This is a genomic window from Streptomyces sp. NPDC001903, from assembly GCF_042891345.1.
Lineage (GTDB): Bacteria > Actinomycetota > Actinomycetes > Streptomycetales > Streptomycetaceae > Streptomyces.
The window spans coordinates 428,456-448,862 of record NZ_JBIASZ010000006.1 but is presented as its reverse complement, the minus strand read 5'-3'; the positions used below and the strand labels follow the sequence as shown (position 1 = coordinate 448,862).

At 72.6% G+C, this 20,407-nt stretch carries 22 protein-coding genes; 10 read left to right on the top strand and 12 right to left on the bottom strand.

The annotated features are described in order from the left end of the window. The first annotated feature begins 14 nt into the window (after window positions 1-14). The 3 genes from ACFYZS_RS17475 (at window position 15) to ACFYZS_RS17465 (ending at window position 1,615) form a co-directional block, all read left to right on the top strand. Complete coding sequence (locus tag ACFYZS_RS17475) at window positions 15-662, top strand: PH domain-containing protein (protein ID WP_389012641.1); 648 nt, start codon at window positions 15-17, stop codon at window positions 660-662. Window positions 663-787: 125 nt separating this feature from the next. After that, window positions 788-1,369 carry a VanZ family protein gene (locus ACFYZS_RS17470; RefSeq protein WP_389012638.1) on the top strand — a complete coding sequence of 194 codons (582 nt, stop codon included), beginning with the start codon at window positions 788-790 and terminating at the stop codon, window positions 1,367-1,369. A 45-nt stretch (window positions 1,370-1,414) separates the two neighbouring features. After that, window positions 1,415-1,615, top strand: a complete 201-nt coding sequence (locus ACFYZS_RS17465) for a PspC domain-containing protein (protein WP_030865353.1) — start codon at window positions 1,415-1,417, stop codon at window positions 1,613-1,615. A 72-nt stretch (window positions 1,616-1,687) separates the two neighbouring features. Here ACFYZS_RS17465 and ACFYZS_RS17460 read toward each other — a convergent pair whose 3' ends face one another. The 3 genes from ACFYZS_RS17460 to ACFYZS_RS17450 all read right to left on the bottom strand — a co-directional run bounded on the left by ACFYZS_RS17460 (window position 1,688) and on the right by ACFYZS_RS17450 (window position 4,187). After that, window positions 1,688-2,464, bottom strand: a complete 777-nt coding sequence (locus ACFYZS_RS17460; RefSeq protein WP_389012635.1) for a hypothetical protein — start codon at window positions 2,462-2,464, stop codon at window positions 1,688-1,690. 152 nt (window positions 2,465-2,616) lie between these two features. Continuing rightward, entirely contained in the window at window positions 2,617-2,898 is a 282-nt protein-coding gene (locus ACFYZS_RS17455; RefSeq protein WP_389012632.1) for a hypothetical protein, read from the bottom strand. Between the two features lie 140 nt (window positions 2,899-3,038). Further along, on the bottom strand, window positions 3,039-4,187 hold the full coding sequence (locus ACFYZS_RS17450; protein WP_385472316.1) for an adenosine deaminase: 1,149 nt from the start codon (window positions 4,185-4,187) through the stop codon (window positions 3,039-3,041). A 113-nt stretch (window positions 4,188-4,300) separates the two neighbouring features. Here ACFYZS_RS17450 and ACFYZS_RS17445 point away from each other — a divergent pair, with 113 nt between their 5' ends. Then, window positions 4,301-5,032 carry an alpha/beta hydrolase gene (locus ACFYZS_RS17445; RefSeq protein WP_389012628.1) on the top strand — a complete coding sequence of 244 codons (732 nt, stop codon included), beginning with the start codon at window positions 4,301-4,303 and terminating at the stop codon, window positions 5,030-5,032. 79 nt (window positions 5,033-5,111) lie between these two features. Next, window positions 5,112-5,483 carry a cupin domain-containing protein gene (locus ACFYZS_RS17440; protein ID WP_389012625.1) on the top strand — a complete coding sequence of 124 codons (372 nt, stop codon included), beginning with the start codon at window positions 5,112-5,114 and terminating at the stop codon, window positions 5,481-5,483. A 6-nt stretch (window positions 5,484-5,489) separates the two neighbouring features. Here the strand turns inward: ACFYZS_RS17440 and ACFYZS_RS17435 are convergent, their stop codons facing one another. Together ACFYZS_RS17435 and ACFYZS_RS17430 are read right to left on the bottom strand one after the other, a co-directional pair. Further along, a complete protein-coding gene (locus tag ACFYZS_RS17435) occupies window positions 5,490-6,947 on the bottom strand; it encodes a CehA/McbA family metallohydrolase (RefSeq protein WP_389012622.1) in 1,458 nt (485 codons plus the stop codon). Continuing rightward, window positions 6,934-8,178, bottom strand: coding sequence for an ATP-grasp domain-containing protein (locus tag ACFYZS_RS17430; protein ID WP_389012619.1), 1,245 nt, complete (start codon window positions 8,176-8,178; stop codon window positions 6,934-6,936). The genes ACFYZS_RS17435 and ACFYZS_RS17430 overlap by 14 nt, the downstream gene beginning before the upstream one ends. 181 nt (window positions 8,179-8,359) lie before the next feature. Between ACFYZS_RS17430 and ACFYZS_RS17425 the strand changes: the two genes are divergently transcribed. Continuing rightward, on the top strand, window positions 8,360-9,400 hold the full coding sequence (locus ACFYZS_RS17425; protein WP_389012616.1) for a LuxR C-terminal-related transcriptional regulator: 1,041 nt from the start codon (window positions 8,360-8,362) through the stop codon (window positions 9,398-9,400). Here the strand turns inward: ACFYZS_RS17425 and ACFYZS_RS17420 are convergent. Further along, window positions 9,343-10,350: a LysR family transcriptional regulator gene (locus ACFYZS_RS17420; RefSeq protein WP_389012613.1), complete on the bottom strand. Its 1,008-nt coding sequence runs from the start codon at window positions 10,348-10,350 to the stop codon at window positions 9,343-9,345. The genes ACFYZS_RS17425 and ACFYZS_RS17420 overlap by 58 nt on opposite strands. Window positions 10,351-10,449: 99 nt before the next feature. Between ACFYZS_RS17420 and ACFYZS_RS17415 the strand changes: the two genes are divergently transcribed. The 3 genes from ACFYZS_RS17415 (at window position 10,450) to ACFYZS_RS17405 (ending at window position 13,696) form a co-directional block, all read left to right on the top strand. Further along, window positions 10,450-11,733 (top strand): MFS transporter, encoded by a 1,284-nt coding sequence (locus tag ACFYZS_RS17415; protein ID WP_389012610.1) that lies wholly within the window; start codon window positions 10,450-10,452, stop codon window positions 11,731-11,733. 178 nt (window positions 11,734-11,911) lie between these two features. After that, complete coding sequence (locus tag ACFYZS_RS17410) at window positions 11,912-12,607, top strand: L,D-transpeptidase family protein (protein WP_389012704.1); 696 nt, start codon at window positions 11,912-11,914, stop codon at window positions 12,605-12,607. Between the two features lie 75 nt (window positions 12,608-12,682). Beyond that, window positions 12,683-13,696 (top strand): sigma-70 family RNA polymerase sigma factor, encoded by a 1,014-nt coding sequence (locus tag ACFYZS_RS17405; protein ID WP_389012607.1) that lies wholly within the window; start codon window positions 12,683-12,685, stop codon window positions 13,694-13,696. On the opposite strand, the gene ACFYZS_RS17400 is transcribed toward ACFYZS_RS17405, so the two are convergent. After that, entirely contained in the window at window positions 13,583-13,909 is a 327-nt protein-coding gene (locus tag ACFYZS_RS17400) for an STAS domain-containing protein (protein ID WP_389012604.1), read from the bottom strand. The genes ACFYZS_RS17405 and ACFYZS_RS17400 overlap by 114 nt on opposite strands. Window positions 13,910-13,975: 66 nt before the next feature. Here ACFYZS_RS17400 and ACFYZS_RS17395 point away from each other — a divergent pair, with 66 nt between their 5' ends. After that, entirely contained in the window at window positions 13,976-14,551 is a 576-nt protein-coding gene (locus ACFYZS_RS17395; protein ID WP_389012601.1) for a ferredoxin, read from the top strand. Between the two features lie 90 nt (window positions 14,552-14,641). Here the strand turns inward: ACFYZS_RS17395 and ACFYZS_RS17390 are convergent, their stop codons facing one another. The 5 genes from ACFYZS_RS17390 to ACFYZS_RS17370 all read right to left on the bottom strand — a co-directional run bounded on the left by ACFYZS_RS17390 (window position 14,642) and on the right by ACFYZS_RS17370 (window position 20,351). Next, complete coding sequence (locus ACFYZS_RS17390; RefSeq protein WP_359169775.1) at window positions 14,642-15,919, bottom strand: thymidine phosphorylase; 1,278 nt, start codon at window positions 15,917-15,919, stop codon at window positions 14,642-14,644. Between the two features lie 100 nt (window positions 15,920-16,019). Next, window positions 16,020-16,418 (bottom strand): cytidine deaminase, encoded by a 399-nt coding sequence (locus tag ACFYZS_RS17385; protein ID WP_383341163.1) that lies wholly within the window; start codon window positions 16,416-16,418, stop codon window positions 16,020-16,022. Further along, window positions 16,415-17,680, bottom strand: a complete 1,266-nt coding sequence (locus tag ACFYZS_RS17380; RefSeq protein WP_389012596.1) for an ABC transporter permease — start codon at window positions 17,678-17,680, stop codon at window positions 16,415-16,417. Before ACFYZS_RS17380 ends, ACFYZS_RS17385 begins: the two co-directional genes overlap by 4 nt. Then, window positions 17,677-18,792, bottom strand: a complete 1,116-nt coding sequence (locus ACFYZS_RS17375) for an ABC transporter permease (RefSeq protein ID WP_389012593.1) — start codon at window positions 18,790-18,792, stop codon at window positions 17,677-17,679. Before ACFYZS_RS17375 ends, ACFYZS_RS17380 begins: the two co-directional genes overlap by 4 nt. Beyond that, the gene (locus ACFYZS_RS17370) at window positions 18,789-20,351 is read right to left on the bottom strand and encodes an ABC transporter ATP-binding protein (protein WP_389012701.1); all 1,563 of its coding nucleotides are present in this window, start codon (window positions 20,349-20,351) and stop codon (window positions 18,789-18,791) included. Before ACFYZS_RS17370 ends, ACFYZS_RS17375 begins: the two co-directional genes overlap by 4 nt. Between the last annotated feature and the right edge of the window lie 56 nt (window positions 20,352-20,407).

The window sequence follows — 20,407 nt, the reverse complement described above, 5'->3', positions numbered from 1 at the left end:
GCAGAATCGGCCTCATGAGCAGCCAGCAGCCCCCTGAAGAACCGGCGTACGAAGACCGGGTCTACCGCTCCCCCATGGCCGTCGTCACCGGGGTCCTGCTGCTCGCGCTCGTCGCGTGGCTGTGCGGGGACGCCGTCGTGCGCGGGTCGGGGAACGCCCCGTGGTTCGCCGCGGCGATCGCCCTGCTGGCCGTACCGCTGATCGTGGCGTTCACCATCCGCCCGGCCGTCTTCGCCAATGAGGACCGGATGCGCGTGCGGAACCCCTTCCGGGTCATCGAGCTGCCCTGGGGCGCCGTGGACGCGGTGCGCGCCGGGTACTCGGCGGAGGTGCTGGCCGGAGGGTCGAAGTACCAGCTGTGGTCCGTCCCGGTCTCGCTGCGCGAGCGGAAGAAGGCGAACCGGCAGCAGGGCCGGCAGGAGCTCTCCCGGCGCGGCGGGCTCAGCGGCAAGGGGGCCGAGGGTTCGGCCGGCCCCACCGCCCCCGCCGAGCCGCAGCGGGCCCAGGCCGACCAGGTCGTGAACGAGCTGCGGGAGCTGGCCGAGCGCGGCGCCTCGCGGACCGGCGCCCAGGGCGCCGTGCGCGTGCGGTGGTCGTACGAGGTCCTCGCCCCGGCCGCCGTCGGCGCGGTGCTGCTGATCGTGCTGCTCGCGATCGGCTGACGCCGGCGGTCGCCGGCCGTCGCCGGCCGTCCCGGAGCCGTACGGGCCCCCCGTTCGGGCTGGTGCGAGCCCGTTCACAGGATCCGACCGGAACCGCGGCGACCTGGGCACGCGTCCTCGCACATGTGCAGCGCAACGAGGTCGGCCGCAGTGCCGCCACCGCCATTCACCTCCGGCTCCGGCTCCTGGGCGGGGGGCTGCTGGTCGCCCACCTCCTCCTCGTCGGCTGGCTCACTCTGCGGCCCCTGGACGTGCCCTGGGCGGCCGCGGCGAATCTGACCCCGCTGGAGGGGATCCGGGCGGACCTCTCGTACGGGCCGCTGGAGGCGGCCCGGCGGATCGGCGAGGCGCTGGCGCTGCTGGCGCCGCTCGGGGTCCTGCTGCCGATCGTCAACGGGAACCTGGCGCCTTCGCCGCTGGCCGCGTGGTCCTCGCTGGTCCGCACCGCCGCCGCGGGCGTGCTGGTCTCGCTCCTGATCGAGATGCTCCAGAGCTCCGTGCCCGGGCAGGTGGTCGACGTGGACTCGGTGCTGCTGAACGGGCTGGGCGTCGTCCTCGCGCACGTGGCCGTCGTGCCGGCGCTGCGTGCGCGGCTGCGGCGCTCGCGGCGCTCCGCGCAGTCCTCTCAGGGGTCCACCCCGAGAATTCCCAGGGTCGGGCTCGGCCCCTGGACCGACGTTCTGTCGGCGGTACCGCGAGAGTATTGAGGCATCGCGGGAAAACCCCCCGCCGAATGCCACAGAGGAGACGCCATGAGCGCCATTGTCCGCCCCCGTGAAGGCCGCTGGATCGGCGGCGTCTGCGCCGGACTGGCGCGTCGCTTCGGAATATCCGCGAACACGATGCGCGTCATTTTCGTCGTCTCGTGCCTGCTGCCCGGCCCGCAGTTCCTTATCTACCTGGCGCTGTGGCTGCTCCTGCCGAACGAGAAGTCCGCCTCGAACGCCTGGTAAAGCGGAAGAGGCGCACATCCCAAGTGAGCCGGTGCCGGCCCGGGGCGGGCGTCGGGGCGTCGCGCGGAAGCGTCAGCTCGCGCCGCGGACCTTCTCCAGCTGCTTGTCCGCCACCTCTTGCGGAACCAGTGCCTTCTGCTTGGCCCCGGCGACGTTGAGGGCCATCAGCCGTACGACGGTGGCACCCTGGCGGACGACGACCACGTGGACCTGGGCCGAGACGCCCTGGGCAGCCGCGGTGGTGGTCCAGCTGACGGTCTCGTCGCCGGCCGTCTTGTAGTCGGCGGCCCGTACCTCGCGGTAGCTGCCGCTCTGCTTGTCGACGGTGGCGGTGAAGCCCGTGCCGCAGGCGCCGATGGCGCTCCCCAGGCGGGCGATGAGCGCCTTGGCGTCGCTCTCGGCGTAGGAGCTGACGGAGGCGGAGACGGCGAGTCCGACCTGCTTCTGGGAGCCGATGCCGCGGTTGACGGTCTCGCGGGCGGCCGGGTCCGGCTTGTCGCCCATGATGTCGGCCAGGGGCTGGCAGGCCTTGCGGTCGGCCTGCGGCTGACCGTCCGGGGCGTTCGGGTTCTTGCCCTGCGCGGAGACCTGGTAGCCGGGCAGATCGCCCTGTTCGAGCGCGGAGCGCTCCAGCTTGCTCGCCCCGGCCTTCGGTGCGGCCGCACCGCTCGGGGCGGCTCCCGGGGAGGCGGCGGCCGAGCCCGCGGGGGCGGAGCCCTTGGGGTCGGGCGTCTTGCCCGAGGCGGGGGCGGCGTCCTTGTTGCTGCTGCACCCCACGGCTCCCAGGAGGAGGGCGGGGAGCAGGGCGGCGGTGGCCGCTCCGACCGTGACTCGTGCCTTCAAGCGCATGACCGATGACCTCATACCCCGTGCGTCGGCGGGCAGTTGGTGGTGATCGTGGCACACGCCACGACGTGGCACACACCCGATCGAACCGGCGTGCGCCACGTGCGTGCGCGTACGAAATCCGCGGACGAATCCGCGGACCGATCGGGCAGGGATCAGCTTCCGCCGAGCGCGCCGCCGATGGGCAGGCCGCCGAGGGTCGGGCCGACCGCGTCGGTGAGCTGGTTGAGGGGGGCGGCCGGGTCGCTCTGCTGCTGGCCGTCCTCCGCGCTGACGTGCTGCTGGCTCGTGAGCCCCTGGGCGGCGCCGGTCACGGTGCCCAGCGCGTCGGAGAGACCGATCGCCGGCACGGCGGCCGAGGCGGAGCCCGCGGCGGCGGCGACGAAGGCGGCGCCGAGGGCGGCGGCACCGAGGGTCTTGGCAGCTGACTTCTTCATGAAGATTTAGTCCTTGCGACGGGGAATTGAGCGGCTCCGCAAACTAGTCACTTCAAACCCCCACCCGCAAACATACGTAAATACGAGAAAGCGCCCGGGAATTGCTCCTCCCGGGCGCCTTCCGCCTGTCACGCCATGGCCTAGGCCAGGACAGAACCGCTGGTCGAAGCCGTCTGCTGGAACAGCCATTCCGACTTCAGCTCGGCGTAACCGGGCTTGATGACCTCGTTGATCATGGCCAGTCGTTCATCGAAAGGAATGAACGCGGACTTCATCGCATTGACGGTGAACCACTGCATGTCGTCGAGCGTGTAGCCGAAGGTGTCGACCAGGTGCTCGAACTCGCGGCTCATGCTGGTGCCGCTCATCAGGCGGTTGTCGGTGTTGACCGTCAGCCTGAAGTGCAGCTTCCGCAGCAGGCCGATCGGGTGCTCGGCGTACGAGGCGGCCGCGGCGGTCTGCAGGTTCGAGGTGGGGCACATCTCCAGGGGGATGCGCTTGTCCCGGACGTACGAGGCCAGTCGGCCCAGCTTCACCGAGCCGTCGGCGGCGACCTCGATGTCGTCGATGATCTTCACGCCGTGACCGAGGCGGTCGGCGCCGCACCACTGCAGGGCCTGCCAGATCGACGGCAGGCCGAAGGCCTCGCCCGCGTGGATGGTGAAGTGGTTGTTCTCGCGCTTGAGGTACTCGAACGCGTCCAGGTGGCGGGTGGGAGGGAACCCGGCCTCGGCGCCGGCGATGTCGAAGCCGACCACGCCGTTGTCGCGGTAGCGGTTGGCCAGCTCGGCGATCTCCAGCGCGCGGGCGGCGTGGCGCATCGCGGTGAGCAGGGCGCCGACGCGGATGCGGTGACCGTTGGCCTTCGCGCGGCGCTCGCCCTCGCGGAAGCCGTCGTTCACGGCCTCGACGACCTCTTCGAGGGTCAGCCCGGCTTCCAGGTGCTGCTCGGGCGCGTAGCGGATCTCGGCGTACACGACGCCGTCCTCGGCCAGGTCCTCGGCGCACTCGGCGGCGACGCGGAACAGGGCCGCCTTCGTCTGCATGACGGCGCACGTGTGCGCGAACGTCTCCAGGTAGCGCGGCAGGGAGCCGGAGTCGGCGGCTTCGCGGAACCAGATGCCGAGCTTGTCGGCGTCCGTCTCGGGAAGGTTCTCGTAGCCGGCCTCCCGGGCCAGCTCGATGATGGTCCCGGGGCGCAGGCCCCCGTCGAGGTGGTCGTGGAGCAGCACCTTCGGGGAGCGGCGGATCTGATCCGGGGTCGGCAGGTTGGGGGTCTCGCTCGTCATCCGGGCACTCTACTCCTACGCGCGTAGAGCAGCGCGTCGACGACAGGGGTCGATACGTAACAGAGACCGTACGGACGGGTCGCGTACACCTGTCAGTCTGAGACTGTTCCGCCATGGCACAGCATGCGCCGCCGGCGCGCGGGGCCCGCCTGGGGCGGGCGGCCGGCGCGAACGGCCCGGTCTCAGAAGGCAACACGGTCAACGGGGTCGTCCTCTTACTCCCCGGTAAATCCAGATTGTCCCCCGGTCCCGTGCGTCCGCTCGCGCGGGCACTGGTCCGGGCGGGCGGGGCGGACGGGCTGGTCACGCACACCGTGCTGCACGGCAGGGGCGCCTGCCGGGAGGACGACGCCCGGTGGGCGGCCGACGAGGTCGTGCGCAGGTACGGGGACGTGCCGGTGTGCCTCGCCGGGTACGACGCGGGCGGCCGGGCGGCGCTGCGGGCGGCGGGCCACGAAGCCGTCAACTCGGTTCTGGCGCTTGCCCCTTCCTTGGGTGAGGTGGTCTCGCCCGATTCCCCGGAACCGGTGAAACAGCTGTCGGGGCGGCAGGTGCTCATCGTGCACGGGACGAACGACGCGCACAGCGACCCGGAAGCATCGTTTCGGCTGGCGGCGCAGGCGAAGAAGGCAAACCGTTCCACCTGCCGGTTCGAGGTGCACTCGGACGGCCACCGGCTGCGCGAGCACCAGGCGGAAGTCGTAGCGCTGTCCGTGGATTTCATCCTGGGGTCGATGTTCTCCGGGCGGTTCTCGCGACCGGTGACGGACGCGCTGGCGGCGCCGCCGCCGCTGGGGCTGCGGATGCCGCTCGCGGCGGGCTTCGGGCGTTCGCTGCGGGGCTGACCCGGCCTGGCGGACGGGCCCGCCGCGCGTACAGTGAGGAGTGGACTCGGGGTGGTCCTCTCCCGGAAGGCGATGGGTCATGGCCGGATTGGTGTCCAGGAACTTCGACAAGCCGGACGAGACCCGGCCGTTCGAGGACGGCATGGGTCGGCTGGATCTCTTCAACACCGAAGGCGGCGCGGTGGGCCGCGCGGTCTTCGAGCCGGGTTGGCGCTGGTCGCAGCACATCAAGCCGCTCGCGGGCACGGACAGCTGCCAGTCCGCCCACACCGGGTACGTGGTGAGCGGCCGCATGATGATCGCCATGGACGACGGGGAACAGGGCGAGATCGGCCCAGGCGACTTCATCCGGATCGCGCCCGGACACGACGCCTGGGTCCTCGGGGACGAGCCCTGTGTCGCCCTGGACTGGACCGGCTACACCGACTACGCCAAACCCGCGTCCGGCTGACGCCCGTCAGGAGACCGGCAGCCAGACCGGGTTGGTGAAGGCCGCCATGGCGCCGGGCAGGGGCGGAGTCGTGGCGGGGTGGCGGACCTCGGCCCGTACGTAGGCCGAGCGGGCCGGGGTGGTGCGCCACTCCAGCGCGGCGTCCGACGAGGTCAGGGCCAGACCCTGGTCGGTGACCAGCCTCAGCTCGCAGCCGGGGGCGCCCGTGGCCGTGAGCCGGAGGAGCACGTCCGCGTCCGGAGCCACCCGCAGCCGCTCCCCGATGCCGGCGCGCTCTCCGCGCGGGCCCACCGCCTCGAAGGCGACCGAGACCTGCGCGGACTCGGCCCCGTAGCACCGCCCGGCCCGGATCCCCGCGAGGATCGCCTCCCGGGTCAGGTCCTCGGCGAGGACCACGGTCTGCGGGCCGCCGACGCGGTCCGGGTCGCGGTGGTGGTCGCTGTTCGCCACGGCCGGCAGCCACCGCTCGTCGACGCCGCCGCGCAGGGTGGCGTCCCACGAGGCCAGGGAGACCTCGTCGTCGGGGGTCCAGGGGCCGTTCCACACTTCCACGGCGTCGGCCTCCCCGAAGCCGAACTTCCAGGCGCAGCCGATGCAGGTGGCGTGCGGGTGGGCCGGTACGACCAGGCCGCCCGCGCCCCGTATGGCACGGGCGAACCGGCCGAAGCGGTTCTCGCGGGCCCGGTGGCGCCAGTCGACGAAGGTGCCCGGGTCGGTGCCGACGGCCAGGACGTGGCCGGTGCGGGTGGTGATCTCCTCGCCGGTCAGGATCAGCAGGTCCGGGGAGAGCGCGTCCGCCCAGGCGGCGTGCGCGCTGTGGGTGTTGTGCTCCGAGGAGTTGATGAAGTCCAGGCCGGCCGCGCGGGCCAGGGCCGCTATCTCCGCCGGGGTGCGCCGCCCGTCGGAGTGCACGGAGTGGATGTGGCAGTCGCCGCGGTACCAGTCCCGGCCGCGGCCGCGGGCGCGCTGGGGCGGGTAGACGGGGCGGGGGGTCCGGCCCGGCTCTCCGAAGGTGAAGCGCGCGGTGATCTCGTACGGGAGTCCCTGGGGGGCGACGGTGTAGGGGCCGAGCAGGACGTGCCAGCGGCCGGCGCCGATCGGGCCGGGCAGGTAGCCGGGGGTCGCCTCGTCGGCGCGGAGGAAGAACTCGCTGCGGGCGCCTCCGGACCAGCCGCGGAAGCCGCGGCCGCCGAGGGCGGTGCCGTGCTGGTCGAAGATGCCCACGTCCAGGGCGTTTCCGGGGGTGCCGGGCGGTACGGGCGGCTTGCCGTACGTGTAGGACACCCGTAACTCGCTGACTCCGCGCGGCACATCGAGGGGGACCTCGACGAAGTCGGGGGCGCCCGGGGGGATCGTGCCGGTCAGGATCCTGGTGTCCGGCGAGGGAGCGGACAGGTGCGGGGTGGTGACCGCGGCGGCGCCGGACACACCGGTCGCCAGGACTTCGCGCCTAGTGAGGGCCATGCCCCCACGGTGGCGGCGGTACGTGAATCCCGTGTGAATCGGGGGTGAGGGGTCCCGGTCGGCCGCCGAGCAGGGCCGCGGCCCGGTCCAGGACGCGGGCCAGGGAGCCGGCCGTGGGGGCGGTGGCGAGGACGTGGGCGTGGTGCAGGGAGCCGGTGGGCGCGCGGCGCACCGTGGCCCCCGGCGGTACCTCCAGCCCCACCCGGAACACGCCCGGCACGGCGCGGGCGGCGGCCAGCCCGGGGCGGGCCCGTTCGACGCGGGTGCCGGGCGGGAAGTCCACGTACCGCAGTCCGGCGTGCGCGGCGCGCGGGTGGCGCACCGGCTCGGGCAGCCCCAGCCCGGCGGCGAGGCCGAGGGCGAGCACGTCGGTGCCGTGGGCGAGCCGGAGCAGCTGGAGGAGCTCCGCGGCGCCGGGGTGGGCGTGGGCCTCGATCAGGCGGGGGCCGTACGGGGTGAGGACGAGCTCGGTGTGGGAGGGGCCGTCGCGGTGTCCGGCGAGGTCGAGGACGGCGCGTACGAGGGCCCGTACGGACGCGGCGGTGTCGGCGGGCAGCGCGGCGGGCAGCTCGTGCCCGGTCGCGGTGGTGGCGGCCGCTCCCGGCCCCGGGATCCGGCGGGTCCAGCCGAGGATCCGGTGGCGGCCCCCGCGGGAGAGGGCCTCGACGGCGAGCTCGGGGCCCTCCAGGTACTCCTCGACGAGGAGGTCGGTGACCTCGGGGTAGTCGCGGACGGCGGCCTCCGCCTCGGCCGGACCGGCCACCAGCCGCACCCCCTCGCCGAGGAAGCCCGACCGGGGCTTGACCACGCAGGGGAAGCCGATGAGAGCGGCGAGGAAGGGGATCAGCGAGGCGCGGCCGCAGCGGGCGAACGAGACGGGCCGCGCGGCGTGTAACGCGTTGGAGCGGGCGCGCAGGGCCGCCTTGTCCATGAGGGCGGCGACGGCCGCGGCGGGGGTGCCGGGCAGGCCGAGGGCCTCGTTGGCGCGGGCGGCGGCGAGTGCTCCGGCGGGGTCGAAGCCGAAGACCCGGGCGCGCCCGCGGCGGACGGCGTCCAGCGGGCCGACGGCGCCGACCAGGCGGCCGTGGTCGCGCCAGTCCGCCGGCACCCGCCGCTCCGCCCCCTCACGGTCGGACGGCGCCGGCGGACCCGGCGCGACCACCACGGTGCGCGCGCCCGCCCGTCGGGCGGCGGCCACCACGGCGGGGCGCGGGCTCAGCAGGACCGCCATGGGCCCCCGCCCGGTCCTCCGTACCCGCTCCCGCTCCCCCGTCACCGCGTTTCCCCCTTCACCCGGTGTGACCACTGTGCCGGTTCGGCATCTGTGCTCAGTGCCCGATCGGGCGTCGTCTTGCCGCCTTGCGGGAACACGAGGGGTTTATAAACATCCGCAAGCCGGGACGAATATGCATATGCCAGCCGAGGAAGCCGATCCGCCGTCCGGGGGCGACCTGAGCCGCGCCGCCCGGCGGCTGTACGCGTACGCCGTCGAACGGCACTCGTTCGCCGAGGCCGAGGCGACCGGGGACCTCGGGGCGCGGGCGGCCGCGGCGATCACCGAGCTGGCGGCCGCCCACCTGCTGCAGCGGGCCCCCGGCGGCGGCCCGGACCGGTGGAGCGCGGTCGCGCCGCGGGCGGCCGCGGCCCGGGCGCTGGCCCCGCTGGCCCTGCTCGTACGGGAGACCCACGACGAGATGGACCGGCTGCGCGGACGGCTGGAGGCGCTGGTCCCGGCGTACGAGGCGGGGGCGGCGCACCTCGAACGGAACGGGTCGGGGCCGGCCGAGCTGGAGCTGGTCACGGACCTGGGGGCGGTGCGCGGGCTGATCGCGGAGCTGGTCGCGGGCTGCGGGCAGGAGCTGCTGGCCTCGCAGCCGGGCGGGGGCCGGCCGGTGGAGACGCTGGAGGAGGCGATCGGGCGGGACGAGTCGCTGCTGGCGCGCGGGGTGCGGATGCGCACGATCTACCAGCACACGGCGCGCTACTCGCGGCCCACGGCGGCGTACGTGGAGCGGGTGACGGCGCTGGGCGCGCAGGTGCGGACGCTGGGCGACGGGCTGATGCGGATGCTGGTCTTCGACGGGCGGACGGGGGTGATGTCGGTGCCGGACCGCGCCGGGGCGGCGCTGGTGGTGCGGGAGCCGGCGGTGGTGCACTTCATGGCGGCGGCGTTCGAGCGGTCGTGGGTGGCGGCGGAGCCGTTCCCGACGACGGTGGGCCCGGAGGCGGCGCGCTCGCTCTCGGACGAGCTGCGGCAGCTGATCGTACGGCTGCTCGCGGAGGGGTTGGAGGACAAGGTGATCGCCCGCCGCCTGGGCATGTCGGAGCGCACCTGCCAGCGCCACATCGCGGGGATCATGCGGGCGGTGGGCGCCAAGTCCCGTTTCCAGGCGGGCTACTTGCTCGCCCCGGAGGCGGCGGACCCTCCCCCGGAGGGCGGCGCCGGATCCTGAACGGGGTGGCCGAGGTGCCCGCCGTGCAGCTCCGGGATGAGGCGGCCGCGGCGGGAGAGGAGGAAGCGTTTGAATTCGGCGACCGGCCGGGTGTCGGGGTGGCCGTCGAGCCAGGCCACGCCGATCTCGCGGACCGCGCGGGGGGCCGTCACCGTCAGCTCGACCACCCCGGGGCGGGCCACGGCCGGGGGCGGCAGCAGGGCCACGCCGAGGCCCGCCGCGACCAGGCCGCGCAGGGTCTCGGCCTCCTCGCCCTCGAAGGCCACCCGCGGGGTGAACCCGGCCTCCGCGCACAGGTCGTCGGTGATGCGGCGCAGGCCGTAGCCGGCCTCCAGGGTGACGAAGGTTTCCTCCGCGGCCTCGGCGAGGCGGATGCGCTTGCGGCCGGCGAGGCGGTGGTCGTCGGGGACGACCAGGCGCAGCCGCTGCTCGTCGAGGCGGCGGGCGACCAGGTCGGGGGCGTCCGGGAGGGGCGAGGTCAGGCACAGGTCGAGCTCGCCGGCCCGCAGCTTCTCCAGCATGGCCTCGCCGTAGTTCTGCACCAGCGAGAAGCGCACGCGCGGGTGGTCGGCGCGGAAGGCGCGGATCAGCCCGGGTACGGTCTCGGGGCCGAGGGTGTGCAGGAAGCCGAACGCCACCTTGCCGAGGGCCGGATCGGCGTCCAGCTGCACCGACTCGGCGGCGCGGGCGATCTCGGCCAGGGCCCGCTCGGCCGAGGCGAGGAAGGTCCGGCCGGCCGTGGTGAGGGCGACGGTGCGGCCCTTGCGGGCGAACAGCGTGACGCCGAGGTCCTGTTCGAGGCGGACCATGGCACGGGAGAGGGTGGACTGCGGGACGCCCAGCTCGTGCGCGGCGCGGGTGACGTGCTCGTGGCGGGCGACGGCGGCGAAATACGCCAGTCGCGGGGCCAGCAATCCTGTCACCGCGATGTCTTCTTCGTAACGGTTCATTGACAGGCACCCCTCTGAGCTGCAGTCATGCGTGAGTGGATTGATTATCGCGATTCTGTGCATTGGACGCATGAAACGGGGCGGGTCTACGGTCGTTGCATGCCTCCCGTTCATACCGGGGCACCTGTCACCACGGGTGCCTCCACCCCGTCGTCCCCCGCCGCACCGGAAGCCCACGCCCCCGGCCGCCCCGGCTACCGCCGGATGAGCCTCGCGCTCTTCGCCGCCGGCCTCGCGACGTTCGCCCTCCTCTACTCCACCCAGGCGCTGCTGCCCTCGATCTCCGACGGCTTCGGGGTGACGGCGGGTCAGGCCAGCTGGACCGTGTCCGCGGCCACCGGCGCCCTCGCCCTGTTCGTCCTGCCGCTCAGCGCGCTCTCGGAGCGCTTCGGGCGGACCCGGATGATGACGGTCTCCATGCTGGTCGCCGTCGGCGTCGGCCTCCTCGTACCGTTCGCGCCGAACCTGGAGTGGCTGGTGGTGCTGCGCGCCGTCCAGGGCGCGGCGATCGCCGGCATCCCGGCCTCCGCGATGGCGTACCTGGCGGAGGAGGTCAAGCCGAAGGCGCTGGTGGGCGCGATCGGCCTGTTCGTGGCGGGCAACTCCATCGGCGGCATGAGCGGGCGCCTCGTCACCGGCTGGGCGGCCCAGGCGTGGGGCTGGCGCGGCGGGCTGCTGGCCGTCGGGGTCGTGGCGGCGGCCTGCGCGGCGGCGTTCCTCGTCCTGCTCCCCCGGGCCCGGTTCTTCCGCCCGGCCTCGCTGAACCCGCGCGCGGTGGGCCGTACGGTCGCCGGGCACCTGCGGGACCCGCTGCTGCTGCGCCTGTACGGGATCGGCGCCCTGTTCATGACCGTCTTCGGGGCCGTCTACACCGTCATCGGCTACCGGCTGGTCGACGAGCCGTTCTCCCTCGGGCAGGGCGTGATCGGTTCGATCTTCCTGATCTACCTGGTCGGTACGGTCTCCTCGGCGGCCGCCGGGCAGCTGGTGGCCAGGGCGGGTCGGCGCGGGGCGCTGTACCTGGCGGTGACCACGACCGCGCTGGGCCTGCTGCTGTCCCTGGCGGACTCCCTGGCCGCGATCCTGGTCGGGCTGGTCCTGATCACCGCCGGCTTCTTCGCGGGCCACGCGGTGGCGTCCGCGGCGGTGAGCCGGACCGCGACGTCGGGCCGGGCGCAGGCTTCGGCGCTGTACCAGTCGGCGTACTACCTGGGCTCCAGCGCGGGCGGCACGCTCGGCGCGCTCGCCTACCACTCGGCGGGCTGGGCGGCGACGGTGGGCATCGCGCTGTTGGCCGTGCTCGGCGTCGTGTCGATCACCCTGTACGGATCGCACGCGGCGCGCGCCGAGCGGCGCCACGGTTCGCTGGCCGCCGCACGCTGATACGGCAGCCCGGGGACCGGTGCATACGGCATCGGTACGAGCGGAATTACGGAGCCCGGAGGCGCAAGCCGCCCCGGGCTCCGGCGCGTTGCCCCTCCCCGCCGGGAAGAAGTGGGGTGGGAGGGAGTACGACGTGACATTGATGCGGATGCGTACGGGATGGACGCGTACGGAGCGGATGCGTACGGCACGGCGGGCGGCGGCGGTGGTCTGCGGGGCGGTGGCGCTCTCGGTCCCGCTGGTGCTCGGCGGAGGCGGCGCGGCGCGGGCGGCCGGCTCGTGCAACGTGACCACGGGGCCGTACCAGCGGGAGGTGGAGCAGTTCCTCGGGCGCCCGGTCGACGGCCGGCAGTCCGCGGCCGACTGCCAGGCGATCAAGGCGTTCCAGGCGAAGTACGGGATCACCCCGACCGCGGGGTACGCCGGACCGCTCACCTGGCAGACGATGAACACCATGCTGGCGCAGCGGGCGGCGGGCACGACCCCCAACAAGGACGGGAAGTGCCCGGTGAACCTGGGCCGGATCGCCTGCGTCGACCTGACCCGACAGCTCAGCTGGGTCCAGGACGGCGCCGCCCTCGCGTACGGCCCGGTGCCGGTGCGCACCGGCAAGGACGGCACCGAGACCAGGACCGGGCTGAAGCGGATCTACCAGCGCAGCATCGACCACTGGTCGACGATCTACGACGTGTCGATGCCGTACGCGCAGTTCTTCGACGGCGGGATCGCCTTCCACGCGGTGGAGAAGAGCATGTGGAACCCGCCGGGGTCGGGCGGCTGCGTGAACATGCGGCTTTCCGACGCCAAGGCGTACTGGAACCTGCTGGCCAAGGGGGACGACGTGTACGTCTACGGCCGCAAGCCGGGTACGTAGCGGACGGCGTCCGGCTGCCGTTGTCGGACCCCTCGGGTAGCTTCGGGGTATCGGACCTACCGGGGGAAGACAGCCATGAGTGACGTCGCCACGCGTATCGATTCCGACCTGGACGCGGCGATGGACCGCTACCGGGTCGAGCTCACCGGCTACTGCTACCGCATGCTCGGCTCCTCCTTCGACGCCGAGGACGCGGTGCAGGACACGTACGTCCGCGCCTGGCGCAGCTTCGAGAAGTTCGAGGGCCGGTCCTCGCTGCGCTCGTGGCTGTACCGGATCGCCACGAACGTCTGCCTGGACCTGCTGAGCGCGGGGAAGAAGCGGGCCCGCCCGATGGACCTCAGCGCTCCGCAGCACCAGGCTTCCGCGGTGCTCAACGAGCGGCCGGAGGTGACGTGGCTGGAGCCGGTGCCGGACGGGCGGGTGCTGCCGCAGACCGCCGATCCGGCGGAGATGGCGCTGGCGAAGGAGTCCGTACGGCTGGCCTTCGTGGCGGCGCTGCAGCACCTGCCGGCCAAGCAGCGGGCGGTGCTGATCCTGCGCGAGGTGCTGGCGTGGAAGGCCGACGAGGTCGCGACCCTGCTGGACACGACGGTGGCCTCGGTCAACAGCGCCCTCCAGCGGGCCCGGGCCACGCTCTCGGCGACCCGGATGCGCGCGAGCGAGACGGCGGACCCGCTGGACGCGGAGCAGGTGAAGCTGCTGGAGCAGTACCTCTCCGCCTTCGAGGCGTACGACATCTCGCGCCTGACCACGCTGCTGCACGAGGACGCGGTGCTGTCGATGCCGCCGTTCGACCTGTGGCTGCAGGGGCCCGCGGACATCGCGGCCTGGCATCTGAACCAGGGCATCGGCTGCAAGGGCTCCCGGCTGGTCCCGACCACGGCGAACGGCCTGCCGGCCTTCGGCCAGTACCGGCCGCGGGAGGACGGGAAGCCGGGTCACGTGCCGTGGGCGCTCCAGGTCCTGGAGGTCTCAGAGGGGCGGATCACCGGGCTCAACGCCTTCCTGGACACCGCCCGCTGGTTCCCGCTCTTCGGCCTCCCCGAGCAGCTGGAGGAGGCCGACGAGGCCGAGCAGCTCCCGTAGCCGGGGCCCGGCCCCGGTCACCCGCAGCGGCCGCCCGCGGGCGGCGAGCCGCAGCCGCGCCAGCGCCTCGACGACCGCGAGGTCCGGCGCGGTGACGGCGGAGACGTCGCACTCCACGGCCGCGGCCCCGTCCTCGTACAGCCGGGCCAGCCGGGCGCAGAGCCGGGCCGCATCCGGCCGGTCGGCTCCGTCCGCGGGCAGCACAAGTCGCATGGTCTCCACGAGGGGTTGACCTGCGGGCCTTACCGAAGTCATCGGTCACCGCGCAGAATGGGCCCGGTGATCACGCCTTACTGGGACCCCCTGCCCACGGCGCGGCGCCTCGTCTCGCTCGACGGCTCGCCCTACGCCACCTTCGGCACGCCCGTCTTCCGGGGCGAGTGGGCCGACCGGAACTGGCGCAACGTCCCGGGTCCGTTCTACGGGGCCGACACCGACTGCATGCACTTCGGACGGGAGCACGCACCGGAGCACGTCGCCTTCGACGAGGTGCACGAGTTCGTCTTCCGCCAGCCGGTGAACGAGCGGGAGACCGAGGCCCTGGTGACCGCCGCGGGCTGGGAGCTGTACAACAACTACGGCTGGGACGGCGACGACCACTGGACCCCCGAGGGCGTCCGCGCGTGGTGGCGGGAGCGCGGGCGGGTGCGGGAGTGGGCGGTGGCCGCGGCCGCGGTGTGGTCCTCCTACACGGAGAACCCGATGTACGTCCCGCACTACCACGACGCCGCCGACGGCCACCGGGACTTCGTCGCGTACATCGACGACGGGCTGGAGGCCTACCTGCGCGGCTACGCCTTCTGGCTGGAGCACCGCCGGGAGCCGGCGCCCGGCGAGGCCCTGCCCCGGCTCTAGGCTCGGGCACCCGGCTCCGGGGGCGTGAAAAAAACGCCGGCGCGGCTCCGGACGGGGAGCCGCGCCGACGCGTTTCGGGGGGGCCGCAGATCAGGCGATGCGGTCCAGGACGATCGGCGTGGCGGAGAACGCCGTGCCGGCCGGGGCGATGTCGTACGTGCCCTCCAGGGAGGCCAGGGCGTACTCGAACTTCTCCGGGGTGTCCGTGTGCAGGGTCATCAGCGGCTGGCCGGCGGTGACCGTGTCGCCCGGCTTGGCGTGGAGCTCGATGCCCGCGCCCGCCTGCACCGGGTCCTCCTTGCGCGCGCGGCCGGCGCCCAGGCGCCAGGCGCCCACGCCGACGCCGTACGCGTCCAGGCGGGTCAGGACGCCCGAGGAGGGGGCGGTGACCACGTGCTGCTCGCGGGCCACCGGCAGGGCCGCGTCCGGGTCGCCGCCCTGGGCGGAGATCATCCGGCGCCAGACGTCCATCGCGGAGCCGTCGGCCAGGGCCTTGGCCGGGTCGGCGTCCTTGATGCCCGCCGCGTCCAGCATCTCGCGGGCCAGGGCCAGGGTCAGCTCGACGACGTCGGAGGGACCGCCGCCGGCCAGGACCTCGACCGACTCGCGGATCTCCAGCGCGTTGCCGGCCGTCAGGCCGAGCGGGGTGGACATGTCGGTGAGCAGGGCGATCGTCTTGACGCCGCTGTCCGTGCCGAGGGCGACCATCGTGGAGGCGAGCTCGCGCGCGTCCTCGATGTTCTTCATGAACGCGCCGGTGCCGACCTTCACGTCGAGGACGAGCGAGCCCGTGCCCTCGGCGATCTTCTTCGACATGATCGAGGAGGCGATCAGCGGGATGGCCTCGACGGTGCCGGTCACGTCGCGCAGCGCGTACAGCTTCTTGTCGGCGGGGGCCAGGCCGTCGCCCGCCGCGCAGATGACCGCGCCCGTGGTGTCCAGGACGTGCAGCATCTCCTCGTTGGAGAGGAGCGCGCGCCAGCCGGGGATGGACTCCAGCTTGTCCAGGGTGCCGCCGGTGTGGCCGAGGCCGCGGCCGGAGAGCTGCGGCACCGCCGCGCCGCAGGCGGCGACGAGCGGGGCCAGCGGCAGGGTGATCTTGTCGCCGACGCCGCCGGTGGAGTGCTTGTCGGCGGTCGGGCGGGAGAGGGAGTCGAAGTTCATCCGCTCGCCCGAGGCGATCATCGCGGCGGTCCAGCGCTTGATCTCGGCGCGGTTCATTCCGTTGAGCAGGATGGCCATCGCCAGCGCCGACATCTGCTCGTCGGCGACGACACCGCGCGTGTACGCGTCGATGACCCAGTCGATCTGCTCGGGGCTCAGCTCGCCGCGATCCCGCTTCGTTCGGATGACGGAGATGACGTCCATGTGGTGCTTCCTTCTACGCGCATAGAGGGTGGAGAGAGAAGAGAAGAAGAGGGAATCGCGACGGCCCCTCGCCCGGTGGGGCGAAGGGCCGTCGGCACGGCTATCTCAGGTGGTCGGGCCCGAAGGCCTGCGGCAGCATCTCGGCCAGCGGAAGGATCCCCTTCGGGGTCTCCACCAGCAGTTCCGGCCCGCCGAACTCGAAGAGCAGCTGGCGGCAGCGGCCGCACGGCACGAGGATGTCGCCCTTGCCGTCGACGCAGGTGAAGTGTGTCAGGCGGCCGCCGCCCGTGGCCTGCAGGGAGGAGACCAGCCCGCACTCGGCGCACAGGCTGAGGCCGTAGCTGGCGTTCTCCACGTTGCAGCCGACGACGATCCGGCCGTCGTCGACGAGGGCCGCCACCCCGACGGGGAAGTCCGAGTAGGGGGCGTACGCCCGGGACATGGCGTCCCGGGCGGCCTCCCGCAGGGCCTCCCAGTCGGGGTGGATCGCCGTCGTCACTTGCCCTGGCCCTTGCGGTACGGCAGGCCGTCCGCCTTGGGCATCCGCAGGCGCTGGGCGGACAGCGCGAGCACCAGCAGCGTGGTGACGTACGGGGCGGCGTCGACGAACTGGCTCGGGACGGAGTCGGTCAGCGCGTACCAGAGGAACAGGCCGGCGGCGCAGGCCGCGGCGATCGCGCCCTGGACGTACTTCTTCTTGTACAGCTGCCACACGAGGACGATCACGAGCAGGATCGCGAGGAGCAGCAGCATCGCGTGGACGTTCTCGGAGCCGCCGCGCAGCCGGAGGCTGTAGGTGAAGCCGAAGAGGCCCGAGCCGAGGGCCATGCCGCCCGGCATCCAGTTGCCGAAGATCATCGCGGCGAGACCGATGTAGCCGCGGCCGCCGGTCTGGCCCTCCTGGTAGATGCCCGTGGAGACGATCGCGAGGAACGCGCCGCCGAGGCCGGCCATCGCACCGGAGACGATCACGGCGATGTACTTGTACTTGTAGACGTTGACGCCGAGGGTTTCGGCGGCGACGGGGTTCTCACCGCAGGAGCGCAGGCGCAGACCGAAGGAGGTCCGCCACAGCACCCACCAGGTGGCCGGGACCAGCAGCACCGCCACGACCGTGAGCAGCGACAGGTTGGTGACCAGGCCGCCGAGCACGCCGGCGAGGTCCGAGATCAGGAACCAGTGCTTGCCCTGGAGCGTCGCCAGCCAGTCCGAGACCCCCGGGATCGTGATCTCGGTGATCGGGTCGATGCGCGGGGACTGCTTGGAGGAGCCGCCGGGGGCCTTGTCGAAGGTGAAGTTCGACAGGTACTGGGTGAAGCCGACGGCCAGGATGTTGATCGCCACACCGGAGACGATGTGGTTCACGTTGAAGGTGACCGTGATGATCGCGTGCAGCAGGCCGCCGAGGGCGCCGCCGATGACGCCCATCAGGACGCCGGTCCACGGACCCCACTGGTAGCCCGCCCAGGCGCCGAACCAGGTGCCCAGGATCATCATGCCTTCGAGGCCGATGTTGACCACGCCCGCGCGCTCGGCCCACAGGCCGCCGAGGCCCGCGAGGCCGATCGGCACAGCGAGCTGGAGGGCGCCGGAGACCTGGCCGACGGAGGTCAGGTCGTCGGCGCCGGAGATGACCCGGGCCAGGGAGATCAGGGCGAGGCCGCCCGCGATCATCAGCAGGATCCAGGGGAGGGTGACCTTGCGGCGGCCGCCGCCCTTCTTGGGAGCGGCGCTCGTCGCGGAAACGGTGCTGGTGCTCACGCCGCGACCTCCTTGTTGTCGGTCTTGAGGGCGTGGCCGGCGGCCAGCTCTTCGCCGACCTTCTGCTGCTGGCGGCGGATGCCGTAGCGGCGGACGAGCTCGTAGCTGACGACGACGGCGATGACGATCAGGCCCTGCATGATCGTGCCGATTTCCTTGGCGTAGCCGTTCTGGTCGAGGCCGGCCGAGGACTTGTCGATGAAGGCGATCAGGAAGGCCGAGAAGAGGATGCCGAGCGGGTTGTTGCGACCGAGCAGCGCGACGGTGATGCCGGTGAAGCCGATGCCCAGCGGGAAGGACAGGTTGTACGTGTGGGATTCGCCGAGCAGCAGCGGCATGCCCGTCAGACCGGCGACCGCGCCCGAGATGAGCATCGCGGTCATGATCATCTTCTTGGGCTCCACACCGGAGGCCTGCGCGGCGGACTCGCTGGCGCCGGAGGCGCGCAGGTCGAAGCCGAAGCGGGTGCGGTTCAGCACGAACCAGTAGACGATGCCGAGCGCGAAGGCCACGAAGGTGAAGCCGTAGATGTCGCCGCCGGGCAGGGACAGGGCCGGGAACCAGCCCGAGTCGGGGATGTCACCGGTGGTCAGGTCGTTGGAGCCGGCCGGCTGGACGCCGAGGTTCTTCGGCAGCAGCAGCCAGGCGATCACGGAGGTCGCGATGGCGTTGAGCATGATCGTGGAGACGACCTCGCTCACCCCGCGGCGGGCCTTCAGGATGCCCGCGATACCGGCCCAGAAGGCACCGGTCGCCATGGCGACGAGCACGATCAGCAGGATGTGCAGCGGACCGGGCAGTGCGACCTTCGCACCGACCACGGCCGAGATCATCGCCGCGAGGCGGTACTGGCCGTCGACGCCGATGTTGAAGAGGTTCATCCGGAAGCCGATGGCGACGGCCAGGGCTGCCAGGTAGTAGATGCCGGCCTGGTTGACGATCAGGACCTGGACGTCCTCGTAACCGGCCTGGTCGATCATGATGCGCAGCGGGTCGATCGGGTCCACGCCCGAGGCGGCCAGCACGATCATGGTCAGCACGAAGGCGCTGACCAGCGCGAGCACGGGTCCGGCCGCCGCGAGCAGCAGCCGGTCCTTGTCGAATTTCTTCATCGGGCCTCGTCCTCCGTCGTGTCACCGTCGGCAGCGGCGGAAGGGTTGTCGGTGGCGTCCAGGTGGCCGCGGGCGGCACCCGTCATGGCGGTGCCGAGCTCCTCGGGCGTGATGGTCGCCGGGTCGGCGTCCGCGACCAGGCGGCCGCGGTAGATGACGCGCAGGGTGTCGGACAGGCCGATCAGCTCGTCCAGGTCGGCGGAGATCAGGAGCACGGCCAGGCCCTCGCGGCGGGCCTCGCGGATCGCGTCCCAGATCTGCGCCTGCGCGCCGACGTCCACACCGCGGGTGGGGTGGGCGGCGATGAGGAACTTCGGGTTGTGGCTCATCTCGCGGCCGACGATCAGCTTCTGCTGGTTGCCGCCGGAGAGGGAGGCCGCGGTGACCTCGATGCCGGGGGTGCGGACGTCGTACTCGCGCACGATCCGCTCGGTGTCCTTGCGGGCCGCCTTCGGGTCGAGGATGCCGCGCTTGGAGTTGGGCGCCTCGGTGACGTGGCCGAGGATGCGGTTCTCCCAGAGCGGGGACTCCAGCAGCAGCGCGTGGCGGTGGCGGTCCTCGGGGATGTAGCCGATGCCGCCCTCGCGGCGCGCCCGCGTCGGCGTGGTGGAGATGTCCTTGCCGTCCAGCGTGATGGCGCCGCCGTCCGGGAGGCTCATGCCCATGAGGGCCTCGATGAGCTCCGTCTGGCCGTTGCCCTCGACACCGGCGATGCCGAGGACCTCGCCCTTGTGGATGGTGAAGCCGATGCCGGCGAGCACCTCGCGCACGACTCCGTCGGGGTCGGTGGCGGCCAGCCGCAGGTCCTCGACCTTGAGCATCGCGACGTCCGTGACCGTCGACTCGCGGGTCTCGGGCGTGGGCAGCTCGCTGCCGACCATCAGCTCGGCGAGCTGCTTGGTCGTCGCGGTCTTCGGGTCGGCGGTGCCGACGGTGGTGCCGCGGCGGATGACGGTGATGTCGTCGGCGACCTTCAGCACCTCGCCCAGCTTGTGCGAGATGAAGATGACGGTCAGGCCCTCGGCCTTGAGCTCGCGCAGGTTGTCGAAGAGCGCGTCCACCTCCTGCGGCACGAGCACCGCGGTGGGCTCGTCGAGGATGAGGGTGCGGGCGCCGCGGTAGAGGACCTTGAGGATCTCCACACGCTGGCGGTCGGCGACACCGAGGTCCTCGACGAGGGCGTCCGGGCGCACGCCCAGGCCGTACGCGTCCGAGATCTCCAGGATCTTCTTGCGGGCCTTGGCGCCGATGCCGTAGAGCTTCTCGCCGCCGAGAACCACGTTCTCCAGGACGGTGAGGTTGTCGGCGAGCATGAAGTGCTGGTGCACCATGCCGATGCCGCGGGCGATGGCATCGCCGGGGCTGGAGAAGGAGACCTGCTCCCCGTCGACGGCGATGGTGCCCTCGTCCGGCTTCTGCATGCCGTAGAGGATCTTCATCAGGGTCGACTTGCCGGCACCGTTCTCACCGATGAGGGCGTGGACCGTGCCCTTGCGGACGCTGATCGCGATGTCCTTGTTGGCGACGACGCCGGGGAAGCGCTTGGTAATGCCGTTCAGTTCTACGGCGAGAGGGGGGCTGGACGCGTTGATGACGCACTCTCCTTGGCGCGGAA

Coding starts and splice junctions, on each gene's coding strand:
- ACFYZS_RS17475 (WP_389012641.1), top strand. CDS start 15: ATGAGCAGCCAGCAGCCCCCTGAAGAACCGGCGTACGAAGACCGGGTC.
- ACFYZS_RS17465 (WP_030865353.1), top strand. CDS start 1,415: ATGAGCGCCATTGTCCGCCCCCGTGAAGGCCGCTGGATCGGCGGCGTC.
- ACFYZS_RS17460 (WP_389012635.1), bottom strand. CDS start 2,464: ATGCGCTTGAAGGCACGAGTCACGGTCGGAGCGGCCACCGCCGCCCTG.
- ACFYZS_RS17455 (WP_389012632.1), bottom strand. CDS start 2,898: ATGAAGAAGTCAGCTGCCAAGACCCTCGGTGCCGCCGCCCTCGGCGCC.
- ACFYZS_RS17450 (WP_385472316.1), bottom strand. CDS start 4,187: ATGACGAGCGAGACCCCCAACCTGCCGACCCCGGATCAGATCCGCCGC.
- ACFYZS_RS17445 (WP_389012628.1), top strand. CDS start 4,301: ATGGCACAGCATGCGCCGCCGGCGCGCGGGGCCCGCCTGGGGCGGGCG.
- ACFYZS_RS17440 (WP_389012625.1), top strand. CDS start 5,112: ATGGCCGGATTGGTGTCCAGGAACTTCGACAAGCCGGACGAGACCCGG.
- ACFYZS_RS17435 (WP_389012622.1), bottom strand. CDS start 6,947: ATGGCCCTCACTAGGCGCGAAGTCCTGGCGACCGGTGTGTCCGGCGCC.
- ACFYZS_RS17430 (WP_389012619.1), bottom strand. CDS start 8,178: ATGGCGGTCCTGCTGAGCCCGCGCCCCGCCGTGGTGGCCGCCGCCCGA.
- ACFYZS_RS17425 (WP_389012616.1), top strand. CDS start 8,360: ATGCCAGCCGAGGAAGCCGATCCGCCGTCCGGGGGCGACCTGAGCCGC.
- ACFYZS_RS17420 (WP_389012613.1), bottom strand. CDS start 10,350: ATGAACCGTTACGAAGAAGACATCGCGGTGACAGGATTGCTGGCCCCG.
- ACFYZS_RS17415 (WP_389012610.1), top strand. CDS start 10,450: ATGCCTCCCGTTCATACCGGGGCACCTGTCACCACGGGTGCCTCCACC.
- ACFYZS_RS17410 (WP_389012704.1), top strand. CDS start 11,912: ATGCGTACGGCACGGCGGGCGGCGGCGGTGGTCTGCGGGGCGGTGGCG.
- ACFYZS_RS17405 (WP_389012607.1), top strand. CDS start 12,683: ATGAGTGACGTCGCCACGCGTATCGATTCCGACCTGGACGCGGCGATG.
- ACFYZS_RS17400 (WP_389012604.1), bottom strand. CDS start 13,909: ATGCGACTTGTGCTGCCCGCGGACGGAGCCGACCGGCCGGATGCGGCC.
- ACFYZS_RS17390 (WP_359169775.1), bottom strand. CDS start 15,919: ATGGACGTCATCTCCGTCATCCGAACGAAGCGGGATCGCGGCGAGCTG.
- ACFYZS_RS17375 (WP_389012593.1), bottom strand. CDS start 18,792: ATGAAGAAATTCGACAAGGACCGGCTGCTGCTCGCGGCGGCCGGACCC.